Source organism: Leucobacter sp. PH1c, from assembly GCF_000633415.1.
Lineage (GTDB): Bacteria > Actinomycetota > Actinomycetes > Actinomycetales > Microbacteriaceae > Leucobacter.
This window is the reverse complement of record NZ_AYMV01000009.1, coordinates 1-19,974: the sequence shown is the minus strand read 5'-3', so window position 1 is coordinate 19,974 and position 19,974 is coordinate 1. Positions and strand designations below refer to the sequence as shown.

The 19,974-nt window shown below is 72.0% G+C and carries 17 protein-coding genes; 10 read left to right on the top strand and 7 right to left on the bottom strand.

Annotated features, from left to right (window positions below; genetic code table 11):
* Positions 1 to 100 precede the first annotated feature (100 nt).
* Positions 101 to 1,858 (bottom strand): FAD-binding protein, encoded by a 1,758-nt coding sequence (locus U874_RS0103015; RefSeq protein WP_025133072.1) that lies wholly within the window; start codon positions 1,856 to 1,858, stop codon positions 101 to 103.
* Between the two features lie 77 nt (positions 1,859 to 1,935).
* On the opposite strand from U874_RS0103015, the gene U874_RS0103010 reads away from it, so the two are divergent.
* Positions 1,936 to 2,907 carry a LysR family transcriptional regulator gene (locus U874_RS0103010; protein ID WP_025133071.1) on the top strand — a complete coding sequence of 324 codons (972 nt, stop codon included), beginning with the start codon at positions 1,936 to 1,938 and terminating at the stop codon, positions 2,905 to 2,907.
* A gap of 9 nt (positions 2,908 to 2,916) precedes the next feature.
* Here the strand turns inward: U874_RS0103010 and U874_RS0103005 are convergent, their stop codons facing one another.
* The 5 genes from U874_RS0103005 to U874_RS14635 are packed head-to-tail and all read right to left on the bottom strand — an operon-like array spanning position 2,917 to position 7,895.
* Positions 2,917 to 3,600 (bottom strand): DNA alkylation repair protein, encoded by a 684-nt coding sequence (locus U874_RS0103005; protein WP_025133070.1) that lies wholly within the window; start codon positions 3,598 to 3,600, stop codon positions 2,917 to 2,919.
* A gap of 31 nt (positions 3,601 to 3,631) precedes the next feature.
* Positions 3,632 to 4,105, bottom strand: coding sequence for a Fe-S cluster assembly sulfur transfer protein SufU (gene sufU / locus U874_RS0103000; RefSeq protein ID WP_025133069.1), 474 nt, complete (start codon positions 4,103 to 4,105; stop codon positions 3,632 to 3,634).
* A complete protein-coding gene (locus U874_RS0102995; protein ID WP_025133068.1) occupies positions 4,102 to 5,409 on the bottom strand; it encodes an aminotransferase class V-fold PLP-dependent enzyme in 1,308 nt (435 codons plus the stop codon). Before U874_RS0102995 ends, sufU begins: the two co-directional genes overlap by 4 nt.
* A 59-nt stretch (positions 5,410 to 5,468) precedes the next feature.
* On the bottom strand, positions 5,469 to 6,743 hold the full coding sequence (locus U874_RS0102990; RefSeq protein WP_025133067.1) for an MFS transporter: 1,275 nt from the start codon (positions 6,741 to 6,743) through the stop codon (positions 5,469 to 5,471).
* Between the two features lie 39 nt (positions 6,744 to 6,782).
* Positions 6,783 to 7,895, bottom strand: a complete 1,113-nt coding sequence (locus U874_RS14635; RefSeq protein WP_025133066.1) for a thioredoxin domain-containing protein — start codon at positions 7,893 to 7,895, stop codon at positions 6,783 to 6,785.
* Positions 7,896 to 7,937: 42 nt separating this feature from the next.
* Here U874_RS14635 and rsmI point away from each other — a divergent pair, with 42 nt between their 5' ends.
* The 8 genes from rsmI to U874_RS0102945 all read left to right on the top strand — a co-directional run bounded on the left by rsmI (position 7,938) and on the right by U874_RS0102945 (position 16,354).
* On the top strand, positions 7,938 to 8,774 hold the full coding sequence (rsmI, locus tag U874_RS0102980) for a 16S rRNA (cytidine(1402)-2'-O)-methyltransferase (protein ID WP_025133065.1): 837 nt from the start codon (positions 7,938 to 7,940) through the stop codon (positions 8,772 to 8,774).
* Positions 8,771 to 9,322 carry a hypothetical protein gene (locus tag U874_RS0102975; protein ID WP_025133064.1) on the top strand — a complete coding sequence of 184 codons (552 nt, stop codon included), beginning with the start codon at positions 8,771 to 8,773 and terminating at the stop codon, positions 9,320 to 9,322. The genes rsmI and U874_RS0102975 overlap by 4 nt, the downstream gene beginning before the upstream one ends.
* A gap of 90 nt (positions 9,323 to 9,412) precedes the next feature.
* Positions 9,413 to 10,435: an FKBP-type peptidyl-prolyl cis-trans isomerase gene (locus U874_RS0102970; protein ID WP_025133063.1), complete on the top strand. Its 1,023-nt coding sequence runs from the start codon at positions 9,413 to 9,415 to the stop codon at positions 10,433 to 10,435.
* Positions 10,436 to 10,537: 102 nt separating this feature from the next.
* Entirely contained in the window at positions 10,538 to 11,626 is a 1,089-nt protein-coding gene (locus U874_RS0102965; RefSeq protein WP_025133062.1) for a 1-deoxy-D-xylulose-5-phosphate reductoisomerase, read from the top strand.
* A gap of 117 nt (positions 11,627 to 11,743) precedes the next feature.
* Complete coding sequence (locus U874_RS0102960; protein ID WP_025133061.1) at positions 11,744 to 13,198, top strand: RIP metalloprotease; 1,455 nt, start codon at positions 11,744 to 11,746, stop codon at positions 13,196 to 13,198.
* A gap of 93 nt (positions 13,199 to 13,291) precedes the next feature.
* A complete protein-coding gene (gene ispG / locus U874_RS0102955; protein ID WP_198525805.1) occupies positions 13,292 to 14,440 on the top strand; it encodes a flavodoxin-dependent (E)-4-hydroxy-3-methylbut-2-enyl-diphosphate synthase in 1,149 nt (382 codons plus the stop codon).
* Between the two features lie 97 nt (positions 14,441 to 14,537).
* Positions 14,538 to 15,572 (top strand): TIGR00730 family Rossman fold protein, encoded by a 1,035-nt coding sequence (locus U874_RS0102950; protein ID WP_025133059.1) that lies wholly within the window; start codon positions 14,538 to 14,540, stop codon positions 15,570 to 15,572.
* Positions 15,569 to 16,354 (top strand): hypothetical protein, encoded by a 786-nt coding sequence (locus U874_RS0102945; RefSeq protein WP_025133058.1) that lies wholly within the window; start codon positions 15,569 to 15,571, stop codon positions 16,352 to 16,354. The genes U874_RS0102950 and U874_RS0102945 overlap by 4 nt, the downstream gene beginning before the upstream one ends.
* A gap of 37 nt (positions 16,355 to 16,391) precedes the next feature.
* Here the strand turns inward: U874_RS0102945 and U874_RS0102940 are convergent, their stop codons facing one another.
* Positions 16,392 to 18,755 (bottom strand): excinuclease ABC subunit UvrA, encoded by a 2,364-nt coding sequence (locus U874_RS0102940; RefSeq protein WP_025133057.1) that lies wholly within the window; start codon positions 18,753 to 18,755, stop codon positions 16,392 to 16,394.
* Positions 18,756 to 18,847: 92 nt separating this feature from the next.
* Here U874_RS0102940 and U874_RS0102935 point away from each other — a divergent pair, with 92 nt between their 5' ends.
* Positions 18,848 to 19,780, top strand: a complete 933-nt coding sequence (locus U874_RS0102935; protein ID WP_369802343.1) for a CPBP family intramembrane glutamic endopeptidase — start codon at positions 18,848 to 18,850, stop codon at positions 19,778 to 19,780.
* Positions 19,781 to 19,974 lie beyond the last annotated feature (194 nt).

Sequence of the window (19,974 nt, the reverse complement as noted above, 5' to 3'; positions counted from 1 at the left end):
GCGTCCGAACCGCGAGGGGCGGGGCGCTGTCCACAGACGACTGCCCGCTTCCGCACCAAGGGGGTGGAAGCGGGCAGTGTGAGCGGGGCCCGGAGCGCGGTTACTCGACGAGCTTGCCCGCCACCGAATCGTCTGCATCGGCGTAGGCGAGCTCGCGGAACGACTCGGGGGCCTCGGGCAGCGGCTCGAACTCGACGCCGCCCTGCGGGGTCCACACGAAGTTGCCGCGCAGCTCCGCGCTCGTCTCCGGGAAGTCCGAGCGGTTGTGGCAGCCGCGGGTCTCGCGGCGCTCGAGCGCGCACTCGAGCGTGGCGCGCGCGGCGAGGATCGAGCCGTAGAGGTCGAACGCGTGCGCGAGGTCGTCGAAGCCCGCGATGTCCGGGTGCGCGGTGACGTTCGCCACGCGTTCCTCGATGGCGGCGAGCTTCTCGAGGCCCGCGCGGAGCCCCGCCTCGCTGCGCACCACGCCCGCGTGCTCGGTCATGAGGTCGCGCAGCGCACGCTGCAGTCGGCGCGGGCTCTCGGTCCCCGTGCCCTCGAGCAGACCGGTCATCTCGGCGCGGGCCTCGGCGACGGCTGCGGGATCGCGGTGCACCTCGGTGATCCCGCTCACGTACTCGGCGGCGTCGGTTCCCGTGATGCGGCCGTAAACGAGCAGCTCGATGAGCGAGTTCCCACCCAGGCGGTTCGCGCCGTGGAGTCCGCTCGACGCCTCGCCGATCGCGTAGAGGCCGTCGACGCCCGTGCCGTGATCCTCGGGGCGCACCCAGACGCCGCCCATCGAGTAGTGCGCGGTCGGGGCGATCTCGATCGGCTCCTCCGTGATGTCGAGCATCTGGAGATCGATGAGATTGCGGTACACGCGGGGCAGCTTCGAGAGGATCTGCTCGCGGGGGAGGTGCGAGACGTCGAGGTACACGCCGCCGTTCGTCGTGCCGCGCCCCTCGATGATCTCGGTGTAGCTCGCGAGGGCGACGCGGTCGCGCGTGGACAGCTCCATGCGCTCCGGATCGTACTTCTCCATGTAGCGCTCGCCGAGCGCGTTGCGGAGGATGCCGCCCTCGCCGCGCGCGGCCTCCGAGACGAGCAGACCGGCGGCCTCAGCGGGCTCGAGGATGCCCGAGGGATGGAACTGCACGAGCTCGGCATCGCGGATCTTGCCGCCCGCGAGCGCCGCGAGGCGGAACGAGTCGCCCGTGTTCTCATCGCGGCGCGACGAGGTGTTGCGCCAGATCCGGGTGTGCCCGCCCGCGGCGAGGATCACGGCGTCGGCGTTGATCTGCACGGGGGTGCCGTCGACGATGTCGAAGCCGTAGGCGCCGAAGATGCGGCCCGCGCTCGTGAGGAGCCGGGTGATGTAGATCGTGTCGACGATCGGCACCTGGAGCTCCGCCGCCCGCCGCATGAGCGTGCGCTGGATCTCGAGGCCCGTGTAGTCGCCGGCGTACGCGGTGCGGCGGTACTTGTGCGCGCCGAAGAAGCGCTGGCTGATCCGGCCGTCCTCCTCGCGGGCGAAGGGCATGCCCCAGCGTTCGAGGTCGGCGATCCCCTCGGCCGCGCCGCGGGTGACCACCTCGACGATCGCGGGATCGGCGAGGAAGTACGACTCGCGCAGGGTGTCCGCCGCGTGTTGCTCCCAGCTGTCCTCGGGATCCATCGTGCCGAGCGCGGCGTTGATGCCGCCCGCGGCGAGGGTCGTGTGCGCGTCGTGCGCTCGGCGCTTGCCGACGGCGAGCACCTGGACGCCGCGCTCGGCGAGCTCGATCGAGGCGCGGAGGCCGGCGCCGCCCGTGCCGATCACGAGGACGGAGGTGGAGAGCAGGCGCTCGGTGCGGTGAGAACTGGTCGTGGAAGTCATGCGGACCACGCTAGGGAGCGCATCATGATTACTCCAATGAATAGACCGGATTGCCACGATGCGATTAAGCTATCGACATGAATCTCGAGCAGCTCCGCGGCTTCGCGGAAATCGCCACGACCGGCCATTTCACGCGGGCCGCCGAGCAGCTGCACCTGGCGCAGCCCTCGCTGAGCCGGCAGATCGCGAGCCTCGAACGCGAGCTCGGCGTCGAGCTGTTTCACAGGGTGCGCGGCAACATCGCTCTCACGGGGGCGGGGGAGCGGCTGCTCCCGCTCGCCCGCCGCATGCTCGCCGACGCCGACACTGCCCGCAGCGAGATGGCCGAGCTCGCCGGCCTCAAACGGGGCCGGATCCGGCTGGGCGCCACGCCCACGCTCTGCACGAGCCTCGTCGTCGACGTGATCGCCGAGTTCCACGCGCGCTACCCCGGGATCGACATCGAGATCCTCGAGCGCGGCTCGCGGACCCTCATCGGGGCGCTCGTCGAGGGCGGGCTCGATCTCGCGCTCATCGTCACGAGCGTCGCAGCGGGGGAGGCGCGGGCCGTGCTCGAACGCGAACCGATCCTGAGCGAGCGCCTCGTCGCGGTCTCCGCGGCGCACCTGCCCGACCCGTTCGCGGGCGGCTCGCGGCGCCCCGGCCGCGCCGTGCCCCTCGCGGAGCTCGCCGCGGTGCCGCAGATCGCGTTCCCGGAGAACTACGACCTCCGCGTCGCGATGGACGTCGCCTACCGCGCCGCCGGGCTCACCCCGGTCGTCGCGGTCGAGGGGGTCGAGATGGACGCGGCGCTGCGCTTCGCGGAGCGCGGGATCGGTGTGGCCGTGGTGCCCGCCATGGTCGCGGTCGACCGCCCGAAGCTCCGGGCCACCCCGCTCGCGGGCAGCGAGCTCACCCGCACGGTGAGCCTCGCCCGGCGCTCGGACATGGCGCCCACGCCCTCGGGAGCCGCGCTGCAGGCGCTCATCCGCGAGATCGCGGACCGGCTCGCCTCGGGCGGGCCGACGGGCGAGCTCGTCAGCCGCGTGGCCGGGGGCCGCGCCGGGTGACCCGGCGCGCTACTTCTGGCGGGACACCATCTCGGTGATCCAGATCGGCGCGAAGGGCGACACGCAGCCGGGTGGCGTCGGATAGTCGGCGAGCACCTGCAGCCGCTCGCCGATGTCGATCGCGCGCGGCCGCAGCTCTGCGTTCGTGATCCCGATCTGCGCGAGGCACTCGTTCATCGCCCACTGGAGCGACTCGGGCGCCGCGCCCATCTCGCGCTCGATCTGGTCGAGCAGCGCCGTGAGATCGAGCCCCTCGGGCCGCTTCACCACCCGATCCGAGGTGAGCGCCCAGGCCGAGCCCGCGAGGAGCGGCTCAGGGGAGTCGAACCAACGCACGCGCAGCTCCTCGGCGTGCGGGCTCTTCTTCACGATGGAGTTCACCAGCCAGTCGCGCACCTTGGGGATCCGGGACTCGCGCAGCATGGCGTCGAGCTCGTCGGCGGAGAAATCCTTCGGGCGGCTGAGCAGCAGCGCGACGAGGCGCTCCGGGGAGCCGCCCGTCGCCCACAGTTCACGCGCGAGGACGGGGTTCCGCTTCAGCTGCTTCGCGATCGCGCGCAGCTTCGTGAGGTTGACCCCGTGATCGTCGCCGTGGCGCTCGTTGATCGCGCGCGCCTTCGGATCCTCGAGCGCGGCGAGCGCGCGGGAGACGTCGGCCACGGAGCTTTCGGGGGTGATCTCGATCGTCGTCATCCTGCTCCCCTGTCCCATCGGGCGCTCGGCGCTACGCCGTGCGCTGCGCCTCGACCTGCGCGAGATCCGCTTCGAGCGCGACCCAGCCGAGCATCGCGCACTTCACGCGCATCACGAACTTCGCGACGCCCTGCAGCGCGACCGCGTCGCCCAACAGCTCCTCGTCGGGCTCCTCGGCGCCGCGGGCCTGGATCATGCTCCGGAAGGCGTCGATGCGGGCGCGGGCGTCCTCCATCGAGAGCTGCTCGTCGCGTACGAGCTGGGAGAGGATCGAGGCGGAGGCCATCGAGATCGAGCAGCCCTGGCCCTGCCAGGCGAGCTCCGAGATCGTGCCGGTCTCGGGATCCACCGAGATCGAGAGGTCGATCTCATCGCCGCAGCTCGGGTTGAACTCGTGATGCGAGGCCGTCAGCGCGCCCTCCGCAGGCGAGAGTTCGCCCTTGCCGATGGGACGCTTCGAGTGATCGAGAATCAGCTCCTGGTACAGTCCGTCGAGCGCGCTCACGCCGACACCTCCGCTCCGAAGTACCGCTGGGCGCCGCGGAGCGCGTCGAGGAAGCGATCGACCTCGTCCTCGGTGGTGGTCAGGTGCACGCTGGCGCGCGAGCTCGACGTGATGCCGAGCGCGCGGTGCAGGGGCTGCGCGCAGTGGTGGCCCACGCGCACGAGCACGCCCTGCTCGTCGAGGAACTGGCCGACGTCGTGCGCGTGGACGCCCTCGACGGAGACCGCCGCGAGGGCGACGCGCTGCGCAGGGTCGCTCGGACCGAGCAGGCGGAGCCCCGGGGTATCGGCGATCCCGGCGACAAGGCGCTCGACGAGCTCGTGCTCGCGCGCAGCGACGCGCGCCATGTCTGCCTGCTCGAGGAACGCGACGGCCGCGCCGAGGCCGACCACCTGCGAGACGGGCTGCGTGCCCGGCTCGAAGCGGAGGGGCGGCGGCATGAACTCGGCCCGCTCCATCGTCACCCGGGTGATCGCGGAACCGCCCGTGCGCGCCGGGGGCAGGGCGTCGAGCATCTCGGGGCGGCCGTAGAGCACGCCGATGCCGTTCGGCCCGAGCATCTTGTGGCCCGAGAACGCCGCGAAGTCGACGCCGAGCGCCGTGAAGTCGACGGGGAGGTGCGGCACCGACTGGCAGGCGTCGAGCACGGTCACCGCGCCGACGGCCCGCGCGAGCTCGACGAGCTCGGCGACGGGGGCGACGTACCCCGTGACGTTCGAGACGTGCGCGAAGGCGAAGATCCTGGTGCGCTCCGTGAGGGCCGCCCGCGCGTCGTCGAGCGTCCACGTGCCGTCCTCCCGCACGGGGATGAAGCGGAGCGTCGCCCCGGTCTTCGCGGCGAGTCGCTGCCAGGGGATGAGGTTCGCGTGGTGCTCCGCCTCGGTGATGAGGATCTCGTCGCCCGATCCGAGCGCGAAGCGCTCGCTCCCGGCGACACCGAGCCCCGCGTTCGCCTCGCCGATCCCGAGTGCCACGATGTTGAGCGCGTCGGTCGCGTTCTCGGCCCACACGATCTGCTCGGGAGTCGCGGCGCCGACGAATGCGGCGACCGCGGCGCGTGCGCCCTCGAACGCCATCGTCGCCTCGCCGACCGCGCCGCTCGTGCCGCGGTGCACGGCCGCGTTCGCGGTCTCGAGGAATCGCCGCTCCGCGTCGAGCACCGCGGCGGGGCGCTGGGCGGTGGCCGCGGAGTCGAGATAGGCGGGGCCGCCGCCCTGGCGGTCCTGGGCGGCGAAGTACGGGAACGCGGCGCGCAGGTCAGCGACCTCCGCGGGGGTGAACGCACGAGCAGACATGGTCTCCATTCTTCCACCGCTCCGAGCCGGTGGGGGCTTCGAAGTCTCCAACAGTGGGTGCGGCGCGACTATTCCGCGCCGCTCGCCGCGGCGGGGCGGGGCGCGGGGCCGGTGAGCACCCAGTTGATCCCGCCCGCGATGAGCGCGATGACGGCTGCGCCGAGCGGCATGAGGAGCGCCGCAGGGGTGCCGACGCGGTCCGCGATGCTGCCCGTGATCGCGGCGGCCGCCGACTGGCCCACCATGAGCCCCGAGCCGAGCATCGTCATCACGGTCGCCGAGCGCCCCACCGGGCTGCGCTGCGCGCCGAAGCTGTAGAGCGTCACGAGGAGGGGGCCGACGCCCACGCCCATGAGCGCGAGGCTCAGGAGCATCCGGGGGAGATCGTGCGAGGTCTGCAACAGCAGTGCGCCCGCGAGGATGCAGAGGGCGAAGACGGGCCAGCGCGCACGGAGCGCGAAACGCGGCGGCAGGAACGCCACGGCGATCGCGAAGACCGCGGAGCCGATGCCCATGATCCCGTAGATGAGCCCAGCCTGCTCCGCGGCGCCGCGATCCTGCATGAAGGCCGTGAGCGACGTGAGCATGGAACCGAAGAAGAGGCCGACCGCGACGATGCCGAGCACCGTGACGAGCAGCTGCGGGCGGAGCAGCTCGGAGGCGGGCGCGAGCGTGGCCGCACGGTCGGCCGCGCTCTGGGGCGGCGCGCTCGTGTGGTGGAGCGCGAACGCGGTGACGAAGATCAGGGTCAGCACGGACGCGCCGATGATGGGGGCCCACGCGCCGAGCGTGGTGGCCAGGAGGCCGACGGCGACGGGGCCGAACACGAAGATGACCTCGTCCGCCGCGGACTCGTAGGCGAGCACGGTCGAGAGCGTGCGCGGGCGGCGCTGCGGCGGCAGCTCGGAGCCGATGATCGTCACGAGGCGCGATCGCGACATCGGCGAGGGCTGCGGGGCGGAGGCGCCCGCGAGGAAGGACCCGAGGAATACGGTCCACACGGGGAGATCGCTGAACGCGACCCAGGCGAGCAGCCCCAGGAACACCGCGTTGATCGCCCCCGAGATGAGCAGCGTGGGGCGCTGGCCGAAGCGATCGGCCGCGGCGCCGATGAGCGGGCCGCAGCAGGCGACGCCGAGACCCACCATCGCGGAGTTCAGGCCGCCGAGCTCGACAGAGCCGCGGGCGGAGACGACGAGCGTGAGCACGCCGATCACCATCATGGCGTAGGGGAGTCGCGCGACGAGCGCGATGGGGAAGTACATGGCACCGACACGCGACAGCAGCGTGGTGGCGGGCTCCGGGGCGCCGGAAGCAGCGGGAGTGTGGGTCGAATCCTGCATAGCCGACCGAGTCTACACCCCCCGCTGCGGTGGTGCGGACTACTGCACCTCGATGCCCTGCTGCACGAGGAACGCGCGGAACGCCGCGGCGTCGGCGGGGTCGCCCGGGTACGGCACGCCGTCGACGAGCACGAGCGGGGTGCCCGTGACCATCAGCTCGGGATCGGCCGCGTGCGGCACGGGGTTCGCGAACGCCCACGACGACAGCGCCTGCGCGAAGGGCACGAAGCGCTCCTCCGTGATGCACGCGCGCGCTTCGGCGCTCAGCGCGCCAGCATCCTGCTCGATCGCGGCGATGATCCCGTCGTTGTCGAGGCCGGGGCCGCCCTCCGCCGGTTGCACGTCCGGGCGCATGAGCGCGGCGTTCGCCTGCCAGGCCGCAGCGGGCTGGGTATCCGCGATGCACGCCATCGCGCCCGCGGCGCGCGAGGAGTAGTAGCTGCCCTCGGAGACCCGGTCGAGGAAGGTGAGCGGCGTCACCTCGACCGCCGCGTCGCCCTGCGCAAGCACGCGGGCGAGCGTGTCAGCGTTCGCCGTCTCGAAGCGCGCGCAGTACGGGCAGCGGTAGTCCACGTAGATGCGGATGAGTGCGGGGGCGTCGAGCTCGGCCGCCGTGCGGGGCTCGGGGAGCGCGCTCGCCGCAGGCGCTGCGGACTCGACGAGGCCGGCATCGGCGCCGCGGAAGACGAGGCCGCCGCTCGCCATGTTGCGCGGCCACGTGACCGCCTCCGAGCCGTCGGCGGGCGCGCCGGGCTCGGTCGTGGCGCCGGGCTCGCCCGTGGTCCCCTGCTCGGAGGTCGCGCCGAGCCCCGCGCCGCCCTGCGCGCCGAGGCTCGCACCGCCGAGCGCGAGCGCTCCGATGACGATCGCCGCGATCACCGCGACGGCGCCCGAGACGAGCCCCACGAGCGCGGGGCCGCGGCGCAGCCGCTGGACGAGGGCGATCGTGCCGGTCACGACCGCGGCGGCGCCCGCGGCGGCGGCGAGCCAGGCGAAGGCGCCGAACGTCAGGGGCACGACGGCCACCGTGACGAGGCCGACGAGCCCGAGCGCCATGGCGGCGATCGGGAGGGCCGAGCCGCCCCGCGCGGTGGGGGGCTCGGGCTGGGCGTACGGGTGCGGGGGCGGGCCGGGCAGCTGCGTGTCGCTCATGCGCCTCATTCTGGCAGGCGCGCTCGGCAATAGCATGGGAGCATGATCCTGCTCGCGGCCACCCCCATCGGCAACCTGGGCGACGCCTCCGTCCGGCTCCGGGAGACCCTCGAAGCGGCGACCGTCGTCGCCGCAGAGGACACCCGGCACACCGCTCAGCTCCTGCGCCTCCTCGAGATCGAGAACCGGCCCGAGCTCATCGCGCTTCATGACCACAACGAGCACGAGCGGGCCGCCGCACTCGTCGCCCGCGCCGCGACGGAGGACATCGTCCTCGTGAGCGACGCCGGCATGCCGACGGTCTCCGATCCCGGTTTCCGCGTGGTGCAGCTCGCCGCGGAGGCGGGCGTCACCGTGAGCGCGATCCCCGGCCCGAGCGCCGTCATCACCGCGCTCGCCGTCGCGGGCCTGCCCACCGACCGCTTCGCCTTCGAGGGCTTCCTCCCGCGGAAGGCGGGGGAGCGGGGCCGGTCGCTCGCGGCGCTCGCGGCCGAGCGGCGCACGCTCGTGTTCTTCGAGGCGCCCACCCGGCTCGCCGCGACGCTCGCAGACCTGGCCGCGGCGTTCGGGTCCGAGCGCCCGGCCGCGGTGTGCCGCGAGCTCACGAAGCTCCATGAGGAGGTGCGCCGCGGCCCGCTCGCGGAGCTCGCCGAGTGGGCCGCTGCGGGCGTCCGCGGCGAGATCGTCCTCGTCGTCGGCGGAGCGCCCGAGGCGGAGGTGTCACCCGAGGCGGCGCTCGCCGAGGTGCAGCAGCGCGTGGCCGCGGGCGAGCGCCTGAAGGACGCGAGCCGGGCCGTCGCCGAGGCCAGCGGGCTCTCCTCGCGCGAGCTGTACGCCGCCGCGCTCGCCGCCCGAACCGAGAACGGAGCATCCCGATGAGTCGATCCCGCACCCGCGGTCGCGCCCAGGAGCAGAGCCGGATCGAGGCCGTCCAGGCCCGCCGCCGCGTGAGCATCGAGCTGTGGCGCCTCGCGCTTCCCGTGCTCTGGTTCGGGCTCGTCGCCGCGATCTCCTTCATCGAGGCCCCGCTCAAGTTCCAGGCGCCGGGGATCACGATCCCGCTCGGGCTCGGGATCGGCCGCCTCGTCTTCGCCGCGCTCAACGTGGCCGAGGGGCTCGTGCTCCTCGCGCTGACGCTTCTCTCCTTCTGGCCCGTGGCCACGCGGATCGCGGGCGTGCGGCTCGGTATCTGGGCCGGGCTCGCCCTCGTCTACGTGGCGAAGATCACGCTCGTGCGCCCGCCGCTGAACGCGCGCACCGATCTCGTCCTCGAGGGGGCGGATCCGGGGCAGTCGATCTGGCACTACGTCTACATCGGCTGCGACCTCGCCACGATGATCCTGCTCGTGCTCGCCGCGGCGGGCGCCGCCGGCGCGCTCCTGCCGCCCCGCGTCGCCCCGCTCGCCGGGAAAACGCGCACCACCTAGTTCCCAGCCGGGTGGCAGCGGAGTACGAAATACTCGAACGGTTCCCGGCCGCCCCGGCCCCGACGCACGAGAAAAAGGACGCCCAGCTTCGTGAAACTCTCCCGCGCACTTCTGCCCACCGCCCTCGCGGGCGCGCTGCTCCTGTCCGGCTGCGCCGGTGGTGGGAACCCCACCGCCGACTCCGCCGGCGCCGACTGCCTCGCCCCCGGTGCCGCGAGCGACGCGGTCACCGTGAGCGGTGACACCGGCAGCTCGCTGAAGCTCGACGCCAAGACGCCGCTGCAGGCCAAGGAGATGCAGCGCACCGTGCTGACCGAGGGGAAGGGCGACGTCGTGAAGGACGGCGAGACCATCTCCGTCAGCATGTCGATGTTCAACGGCGCGAACGGCGCCGAGATGCAGCAGGTCCCCGCGTCCCCCGTGCCGTTCGGCAAGGACAAGCTCACCGGCTGGGCCTACGAGGGCATCCGCTGCGCCGTGCCCGGCCAGCAGATCGCGCTCGTTGCCCCCTACGCCGACATGTTCGGCGAGACGAAGCCGGAGCAGACCGGCGTGCCTGATCTCACCGAGAAAGACTCGATCGTGCTCGTCATGGAGTTCGGCGAGATCGGCGAGGAGACCGCCTCGACGAGCAGCGGCCCCGGCACGCTCGACGAGAGTGAGCTCCTGAAGAAGGCGGAGGGCACGGCGAAGGACGCGCCCCAGGGCTTCCCCACGGTGAAGCTCGACAAGGACGGCGCCCCCACCATCACGATGCCGAAGGAGGCGGAGGCGCCCGAGAAGCTCTCGATCGCGACGCTCATCGAGGGCGACGGGGAGACCGTGGAGCCCGGCGACCGCGTCTACGTGAACTACCGCGGCGTGATCTGGCGCACGGGCGAGGAGTTCGACTCGAGCTGGAGCCGCGGCAAGCCCGCAGATTTCTTGACCAGCGAGGTAATCGGCGGCTTCCAGCAGGCGCTTGAGGGCCAGAAGGTCGGCTCGCAGGTCATCTCCGTCGTGCCCGCCGAGGACGGCGGCTACGGTGCCGAGTGGCTGAAGAGCAAGGGCTACGAGCCTGACGACGTGATGGTCTTCGTGCTCGACATCCTCGGGACCGTGCACGCCGAGTAGCACGGCACCGCCCCGAGGCGCGATGATCCCGCGCCTCTCGTTCGCACCCCGCCCCCGGATTCCGGGGCGCGGGGTGCGGCCGTCTCGGGCAGAATGGAGGGCATGAAGCGCATCGTCATTCTCGGTTCCACCGGCTCGATCGGGGAGCAGGCGCTCGACGTCGTGCGCAAGAACCCCGAGCGGTTCCAGGTCGTCGGCCTCATCGCCGGGTCGAACGGCGAGCGGATGGCCGAGCAGGCCGACGAGTTCAACGTCGAGCACACGGGCCTCGGCGCCGCGGCGGCCGAGCAGCTCATCCGCGAGGTGCCCGCCGACGTCGTGCTCAACGGGATCACGGGCTCGGTCGGTCTCGGCCCCACCATCGCGGCGCTCGAAGCGGGCCGCACCCTCGCGCTCGCCAACAAGGAGTCGCTCATCGTGGGCGGCGACCTCGTCACCGGCATCGCCGCGCCCGGCCAGATCGTGCCCGTCGACTCGGAGCACTCCGCGATCGCGCAGGCGCTGCGCTCCGGCCGCTCCGACGAGGTGCGCCGGCTCGTGCTCACGGCCTCGGGCGGTCCGTTCCGCGGGCGCAGCCGGGAGCAGCTCCGCGATGTGGCCCCCGCCGAGGCGCTCGCGCACCCCACCTGGAACATGGGCCGCATGGTCACGACCAACTCGGCGACGCTCGTGAACAAGGGGCTCGAGGTGATCGAGGCGCACCTGCTGTTCGGGGTCGCCTACGGCAGCATCGAGGTCGTCGTGCACCCGCAGTCGATCGTGCACTCCATGGTCGAGTTCATCGACGGCTCGACGATCGCGCAGGCGTCGCCGCCCGACATGCGCCTGCCCATCGCGCTCGGGCTCACCTGGCCCGAGCGCCTCGCGAACGTGGGAGCCCAGCTCGACTGGCGCACCGCGACGAGCTGGGAGTTCGAGCCGCTCGACTCGGAGGCGTTCCCCGCGGTGGAGCTCGCGAAGGAGGTGGGGCGCGCTCGCCTCACCTACCCCGCCGTCTACAACGCCGCGAACGAGGAGGCCGTCGTCGCGTTCCACGAGGGCCGGATCGGCTTCCTCGACATCGTCGACACGGTGCGCGACGTGCTGGAGGCGCACACGGCGCCCGAGCGCCTCACGCTCGAGAGCCTCGCCGAGGCCGAGCGCTGGGGACGCGAGCACGCCGAACGGGTCATCCGCGGCCGCGGCGCCTGATCGGGGACGCCCGGGTGCGCTCTCGCGCGGGGAACCGGTGCGTGCTCACTGCTCGCGTGCGGCGAATCCTCGGCCCGCGTCCAGCGCGTCGCGGGAGGGAACGAGTAGCCTGAGGGCGTGACTGACGTGCTGCTCTACGTGCTCGGAATCCTGATTGTGCTGATCGGGCTCGCCGTGTCCATCGGCCTGCACGAGATCGGCCACCTGATCCCCGCCAAGCTCTTCGGCGTCAAGGTGACGCAGTACATGATCGGCTTCGGGAAGACCCTCTGGTCGCGCACGAAGGGCGAGACCGAGTACGGCGTCAAGGCGATCCCGCTCGGCGGATACATTGCCATGACCGGCATGTACCCGCCGAAGCAGCCGGGGGACGCCCCGCGAGCCGCGACCACGGGCTTCTTGAACTCCGTCGTCGAGGAGGCGCCGCTCCCCACGGGGCGCGCGAAGCCCGGGACGGATCCCGAACGCATCGACGGAATCGACAGTGCCGAGGGTGCCGAGGGCGTCGAGATCCGGCGCGGCCTCGCCGGGCTCGTGGACGACGCGCGCCTCGCGAGCGCGGAGACGATCGAGGCGGGAGAGGACCACCGCGCTTTCTACCGGCTGCCTGCCTGGAAGCGCATCATCGTGATGCTCGGCGGCCCGATCATGAACCTCGTACTCGCGTTCGTGTTCTTCGGCATCGTGCTCGTCGGCTTCGGCGTCCCGCAGCCGAGCACCACGCTCGGCGCCGTCAACGAGTGCCTGCGCCCCGCGAACAGCACGGCGACCGAGTGCGCTCCGGGAGACCCCGAGGCCCCCGCCGCGGCCGCGGGCCTCCGCCCCGGGGACACGATCGTGGCGATCGACGGCACGCCCGTCACCGACTGGGAAGCGTTCCGCGCACGCGTCGCGGCGGGCCCGGGGCTGACCATGCAGCTCGAGATCCTGCGCGACGGCGCTCCGCAGACCGTATCGCTCACGCCCGCCGAGAACGAGCGCGCGCTCGTCGACGAGAACGGCCGCGTGCGCACCGACGCCGACGGCGCACCGCTCACCGAGCGCGTCGGCATGGTGGGTGCCACCCCGGCCTCCGAGTACGTTCCCCAGCCGATCACCGAGCTCCCCGCCTTCGTGGGCGAGAACGTCGCTCGCGTGGCGGGGATCGTCGTGCAGCTCCCGCAGCGCATGGTCGACACCTGGAACGCAGCCTTCGGCGCGGGCGAGCGCGACCCCAACGGTCCCATGAGCGTCGTCGGCGTCGGCCGGCTCGCTGGCGAGATCGTGAGCCTCGACGAGGCGCCCGTCGCCGCGCGCGTGCAGAGCGTGCTCGGCCTCCTCGGCTCCCTGAACATCGCGCTCTTCGTGTTCAACCTGCTCCCGCTCATGCCGCTCGACGGCGGGCACGTGCTCGGCGCGATCTACGAGGCGATCAAGCGGGGGATCGCGAAGCTCCGCGGCAAGCCCGATCCCGGTCCGGTCGACACCGCGAAGATGGTGCCCGTGACGCTCGTGATGGTCGTGGTCTTCGGCGCCATGACGGTGCTCCTCGTGTATGCGGACCTGGTGAAACCGGTCTCGCTGTTCGGCTGATCCGGCGACGCGCCCGGTCCTCCCTGAGGATCGGCCGCGCCCGCGGAAGCCGCGCCGAGCGCGTTCGCAGGATGCCCGGCTAGAATCTTTCCCGTGGCAGCAGTCAATTTGGGAATGCCGAAGGTCCCCGAGGTGCTCGCACCCCGACGCAAGTCGCGCGAGATCTCGGTCGGTTCGGTAAAGGTGGGCGGGAACGCCCCGGTTTCGGTGCAGTCGATGACCACGACGCCCACGACCGATATCAACGCGACCCTGCAGCAGATCGCCGAACTCACGGCGGCCGGCTGCGATATCGTCCGCGTCGCGTGTCCCAGCAGGGACGACGCGGAGGCGCTGCCGATCATCGCGATGAAGAGCCAGATCCCGGTGATCGCAGACATTCACTTCCAGCCGAACTACGTGTACGCCGCGATCGACGCCGGCTGCGCCGCGGTCCGCGTGAACCCGGGCAACATCCGGAAGTTCGACGACCAGGTCGGCGAGATCGCCAAGCGCGCGAAGGCGGCGGGCGTCTCCCTCCGCATCGGCGTGAACGCGGGATCCCTCGATCCGCGCCTGCTGCAGAAGTACGGCAAGGCCACGCCCGAGGCGCTCGTGGAGAGCGCCGTCTGGGAGGCCTCCCTCTTCGAAGAGCACGACTTCCACGACTTCAAGATCTCGGTCAAGCACAACGACCCGATCGTCATGGTGAAGGCCTACCGTCAGCTCGCCGAGCGCGGCGACTGGCCCCTCCACCTCGGCGTCACCGAGGCCGGCCCCGCCTTCCAGGGCACGATCAAGAGCGCGACCGCGTTCGGCATCCTGCTCGGTGAGGGCATCGGCGACACGATTCGCGTGTCGCTCTCCGCGCCCCCCGTCGAGGAGGTCAAGGTCGGCCTGCAGATCCTGCAGTCGCTGAACCTGCGCGAGCGCAAGCTCGAGATCGTCTCCTGCCCCTCGTGCGGCCGCGCACAGGTCGACGTCTACACGCTCGCCGAGCAGGTCACGAAGGGCCTCGAGGGCATGAGCGTGCCGCTCCGCGTCGCGGTGATGGGCTGCGTCGTGAACGGCCCCGGTGAGGCGCGCGAGGCAGACCTCGGCGTCGCGTCGGGCAACGGCAAGGGCCAGATCTTCGTGAAGGGCGAGGTCATCAAGACCGTGCCCGAGAGCGAGATCGTGGCGACGCTGATCCAGGAGGCGAACCGCATCGCCGCCGAGATGCCGGCATCGGAGACAGGCACGCCCGAGGTCATCACGGCGTAGCCCGGACGCGGTCCGTGCCGCCCGCGCGCACCGCGGCTAGGCTGGAGACGTGACCGAAGCCGAGACCCCGACCCCAGCCGCGCCCGCGGAGCATACGGTGCTGCCCGAGCAGACCGCGCTGCGCGAGCAGCTCGACGCGATCATCACCGAGAGCGGGGCGGGGGCGCAGCGCACCCTCGTGCGTCGTATCCTCGAAGCGGGCATCGGCCTCGGGCAGGACGGCACGGCCCGCCGCGACCTCAAGATCACGGCGGCCGCGGTCGAGGAGATGCGCGCGGCGTTCCAGCTGTTCGCGCCCTACGCGGGCTCGCCGAAGGTGACGATCTTCGGATCGGCGCGCACGCAGTCGCTCGACCCGCTCTGGGAGCAGGCGCACACCGCGGCCGAGGAGCTGGCCGAGCAGGGCTGGTTCGTGGTCACCGGTGCGGGCCCCGGCATCATGGAGGCCGCGGCGACTGGCGCGGGAGCGGAGCAATCGCTCGGCGTCTCGATCCGGCTTCCGTTCGAGGAGTCGCCGAACGCCGTGCTCGCGGACGACGGGCGGCAGGTCGCCATGAAGTACTTCTTCACGCGCAAGCTCATGCTCGTGAAGGAATCGAGCGGCTTCATCTGCCTCCCGGGCGGATTCGGCACGATGGACGAGACGTTCGAGCTGCTCACGCTGCAGCAGACCGGCAAGATGGACCCCGTGCCGATCGTGCTCCTCGACCGCGCCGGCGGGCAGTTCTGGCGCGGCTTCGCCGCCTTCGTTACCGAGCAGCTCGCCGCCAACGGCCTCGTCTCGGTGGACGACCTCGACCGCGTGCTCGTCACCGACTCGGTGGACGCGGCCGTTGCCGAGGTAACGGGGTTCTGGCGCAACTACGACTCGCTGCGCTGGTTCGACGCGGAGCTCGTGCTGCGGCTGAAGGCCGCGCCCAGCGACGCGGAGCTCGCCCACCTGAACGCGCACTTCTCCGGCCTCTGCGAGACGGGCCGGATCGAGCGCGCCGAGGCGCGGCCCGAGGAGCGCGGCGAGGAAGACCGGCCCGAGCTGCCGCGCCTCGTGCTCACCCCGCGCCGCCGCGCGGTGGGAGAGCTGCACCGGCTCATCCGCGCGCTGAACGAACTGCCCTCGGCCCCGCAGGGATGACGCCCCGGGACAGCGATCCGACCCCCGCGCCTCGGCGCTCGGGGCGGCGCACCCGCACGGCAGTCCTCGGGCTCGCGGGCGTGCTGCTCCTTACCGCGGTCATACCAGCCCTGCTCCGGATCCCAGCCGTGAACGGGCTGTTCGCGGAGGAGACGATCACCGGCTGTACGGTGGGCAATCCCGCGGAGGCGCGCGTGCGCGGCAAGGGGCGCTCGCTCGCCGGGCCCCGGATTCGCACCGACTGCGGCACGTTCCGCTCGCCGCGGGAGACCGCGTGCTCGGCTGACGCCGGGCGGCAGGTGCACCTCGTGTCGGGGGTGCGTTACGACCTCATCGTGCGGGGGCCGGATTTCCCGCCCTTCGCTTTCCCCGCGATCGTGTCGGCGCGCGTCTCCGCGGAGCAGCCGCCCGAGGCGGCGGATCCGTTCGCCGAGCGCACCGCGGCGATCGACGAGCAGCTCGACGCCATCCTCGACGCGCTCTCGCCCGAGCGCCGCGCGGAGCTCGAGGCCGAAATTGCCGCGCGCGAGGCGCAGCTCGCGGAAGACCTGGCTCCGCTGGAGGCGCAGCTCGCGCCCGAGACGCTCCGGGCCTTCGACTACGAGCAGCCCGAGTACGCGCCGAGCTGCGACGCGAGCCGCCGCATCATGACGAGCGCGGGGATCCAGATCATGAGCCCCGCGCGCGGCGCCGAACTGCTCCGCCTCCCCGCGGGCGTGACGCCCCGCGAGCCGCTCCTCCCGTGCGAGGGCTACGGCTGCCCCGAGGAGCGCCTGGAGTAGCCCCCGGAAGCGGCGGCGCGCCGGAGGAGCGCCCGCCCTACGCCACGTAGCGCGCCAGGTGCTGCCCCGTGAGCGTCGTGCCCGCCGCGATGAGCTCGCGCGGGCTGCCCTCGAACACGACCGTTCCGCCCTGCTGGCCCGCTCCCGGCCCGATGTCGATGATCCAGTCGGCGTGCGCCATGACCGCCTGGTGGTGCTCGATCACGATCACGCTCTTGCCTGCATCGACGAGCCGGTCGAGGAGGCCGAGCAGCTGCTCGACGTCCGCGAGGTGGAGGCCCGTCGTCGGCTCGTCAAGTACGTACACGTCGGCATCCTCGAGCATGTGGATCGCGAGCTTCAGCCGCTGGCGCTCGCCGCCCGAGAGCGTGGAGAGCGGCTGCCCGAGGGTCAGGTAGCCGAGCCCCACGTCGGTGAGCCGCTCCAGGATCTGTGCGGCCTTCGGGATCCGCGCCTCGCCCGCGCTGAAGAACTCGTGCGCGTCGGCCATGCTGAGCTCGAGCACCTCCGCGATGTTCTTGCCGCCGAGCGTGTACTCGAGCACGTCCTGGTTGAAGCGGCGCCCCTCGCACACCTGGCAGACGCTCTCCATGGTGGCCATCATCCCGAGATCGGTGTAGATCACGCCCGCGCCCTTGCACTCGGGGCAGGCGCCCTCGGAGTTCGCGCTGAAGAGCGCGGGCTTCACCCCGTTGGCCTTCGCGAAGGCGGTGCGCACGGGATCGAGCAGGCCCGTGTACGTCGCGGGATTGGAGCGGCGCGATCCCTTGATCGCCCCCTGATCGATCGCCACCACGCCCTCGCGGTTCGAGACGGAGCCGTGGATCAGCGAGCTCTTGCCCGAGCCCGCGACGCCCGTGATGACGCAGAGCACGCCGAGCGGCACGTCGACGTCGACGTCGCGCAGATTGTGCCGATTCGCGCCCCGCACCTCGATCGCCCCCGTTGCCGAGCGGACCGCGTCCTTCAGACGGGCGCGGTCGTCGAGGTGGCGCCCGGTGAGCGTGTCGGACGCCCGCAGCCCCGCGACGGTGCCCTCGAAGCAGATCTCGCCGCCCGCCGATCCGGCGCGCGGGCCGAGGTCGACCACGTGATCGGCGATCGCGATCATCTCGGGCTTGTGCTCGACCACGAGCACGGTGTTGCCCTTGTCGCGGAGCTTGAGGAGGAGCTGGTTCATCCGCTCGATGTCGTGCGGATGGAGGCCGATGGACGGCTCGTCGAAGACGTACGTGGCGTCCGTGATGGGGGAGCCGAGGTGCCGGATCATCTTCGTCCGCTGCGACTCGCCGCCCGAGAGCGTGCCGGTGGGGCGGTCGAGGCTCAGGTAGCCGAGCCCGATCTGCACGAAGGAATCGAGCGTGTCGGTGAGCTTCGCGATGAGCGGGGCGAGCCCCGGGTCGTCGATCCCGCGCACCCACTCCGCGAGATCGCTGATCTGCATCGCGCAGACGTCGGCGATCGAGCGGCCCGCGATCTTCGATGAGCGGGCCGAGTCGTTCAGGCGCGTACCGCCGCACGCGGGGCAGGGCGTGAAGACGATCGCGCGATCCACGAAGGCGCGCACGTGCGGCTGCATGGCCTCCCGATCCTTCGCGAGCATCGACTTCTGGATCTTCGGGATCAGCCCCTCGTAGGTGAGGTTTGTGCCGTCCACCTTGATCTTCGTGGGCTCCTGGTGGAGGAGCGTCTCGAGCTGCTCGGCCGTGAACTCGCGGATCGGCACGTCCATCGGGAGCATCGCCCCGAAGAGGCGCCCGTACCAGCCGTCCATGCTGTAGCCGGGCACGGTGAGCGCGCCGTCGGCGAGCGACTTCGTGTCGTCGTAGAGCTGGTCGAGCGCGAAGTCGGAGACGGTGCCGCGCCCCTCGCAGGTGGCGCACATGCCGCCGAGCACCTCGAAGGAGCGCCGCTCCTTGACCTGTTTGCCGCCCTTCTGCAGGGTCACCGCGCCCGCGCCGCTCACGGATGCGACGTTGAACGAGAACGCGTTGGGCGAGCCGATCCGCGGGGAGCCGAGCCGCGAGAACACGATCCGCAGCATCGCGTTGACGTCGGTCGCCGTGCCGACCGTCGAGCGGGGATTCGCGCCCATGCGCTCCTGATCGACGATGATGGCCGTGGTGAGGCCCTCGAGCACGTCGACGTCGGGGCGCGACTGCGACGGCATGAATCCCTGCACGAACGCGCTGTACGTCTCGTTGATGAGGCGCTGGGACTCGGCCGCGATCGTCGCGAAGACGAGCGAGCTCTTGCCCGAGCCGGAAACGCCCGTGAACACCGTGAGCCGGCGCTTCGGGAGCTCGACGCTCACGTCCTTCAGGTTGTGCTCGCGGGCGCCGCGCACAAGGATGCGGTCGTGGGCATCGGCGGGGTGGTTGGCGTGATCGGCTGCGCTCATGGGGGTAGCGTAGCGCGCTGCGGGCCGCGCGGACTTCTCGATTTCTGATCGGATCGGGAGGCGCGGCCGATACGCTGAACGGCGTGGGCGTGATCGACGAGCGGCTGAGCGGGCAGGCGGCGCGCCCGCGCCCGCGGATCCATCCGTGGCACCTCATCGCGGCGTCGCTCACCGTGCTCGCTGCGCCCGCGCTCTTCGTCTTCGAAGACCTGTTCGCCGGCACGGTGCTTCTCGTGCTCGGCCTCGCCGCGGCGGCCTACGCCGACCGTGGCGGGTGCGGCGGGCAGTGCTCGATCCCGCTCCCGCGGGGCAGCGAGGACCGCGCGGCACTGCGAGAGCTGCCGCCCGCCGCCCGCCCGCCGTCGCTCCTGCGCGACCTCTCGCTCGTGGCGCTCGGGCTCGCGATCGTGCGCACCATCGACCTGAGCGCCCGGCTCGATACGGTCTCGATGGTGCAGTTCACGCTCGCGCTCGGCGGTGCGGTGCTCGTGCCCTACCTCGTGTCGCGCTTTGTCTTCCGCGACCGCGCGACGGGGTTTCCGTGGCGCGGCGGGCAGCGCTGGGGGGTCTTCCACTGGGGCTGGCTCGCCGCGGTGCTCGTGCTCGGCTGGCTGATCCTGCCCGCGTACTTCATCAGCTCGGGGGTGTACCAGAACTGGCCGGCCGTCACGACGCCGGATCTCATCGCGCGGCTGTTCATCGGCGTCGGCGCGGTGGGGATCTGGGACGAGCTCTTCTTCATCTGCACCGTGTTCGCGGTGCTGCTGCGCCACTTCCCGGCCTGGCTCGCGAACGTGCTGCAGGCGGTCGTGTTCGTGTCGTTCCTGTGGGAGCTCGGGTACCGGGCGTGGGGCCCGCTGCTCACGATCCCGTTCGCGCTCATGCAAGGCATGATCTTCCTGCGCACCCGCTCGCTCGGCTACGTGGTGACCGTGCACCTGCTGTTCGACGCGGTCGTGTTCGCGGTGCTCGTCCACGCGCACAATCCGGGCCTGCTCGATCTGTTCATCACCGCGCCGCGTTGACTCTGCGCTGAGCGCGGGTGGGGGTGCGGGTGCGGGTGGGTGTGCCTGTGTGGGTGCGTGGGTGCGCGTGGGTGTGCCTGCGCCTGCGCCCGCGCGCGCCTGCGCCCGCGCGCGCCTGCGCCTGCTCCTGCTCCTGCTCCCCAGATTCGGTCGAGTTTGATCCGGTATCCGGCCCGCATACCGGATCAAACTCG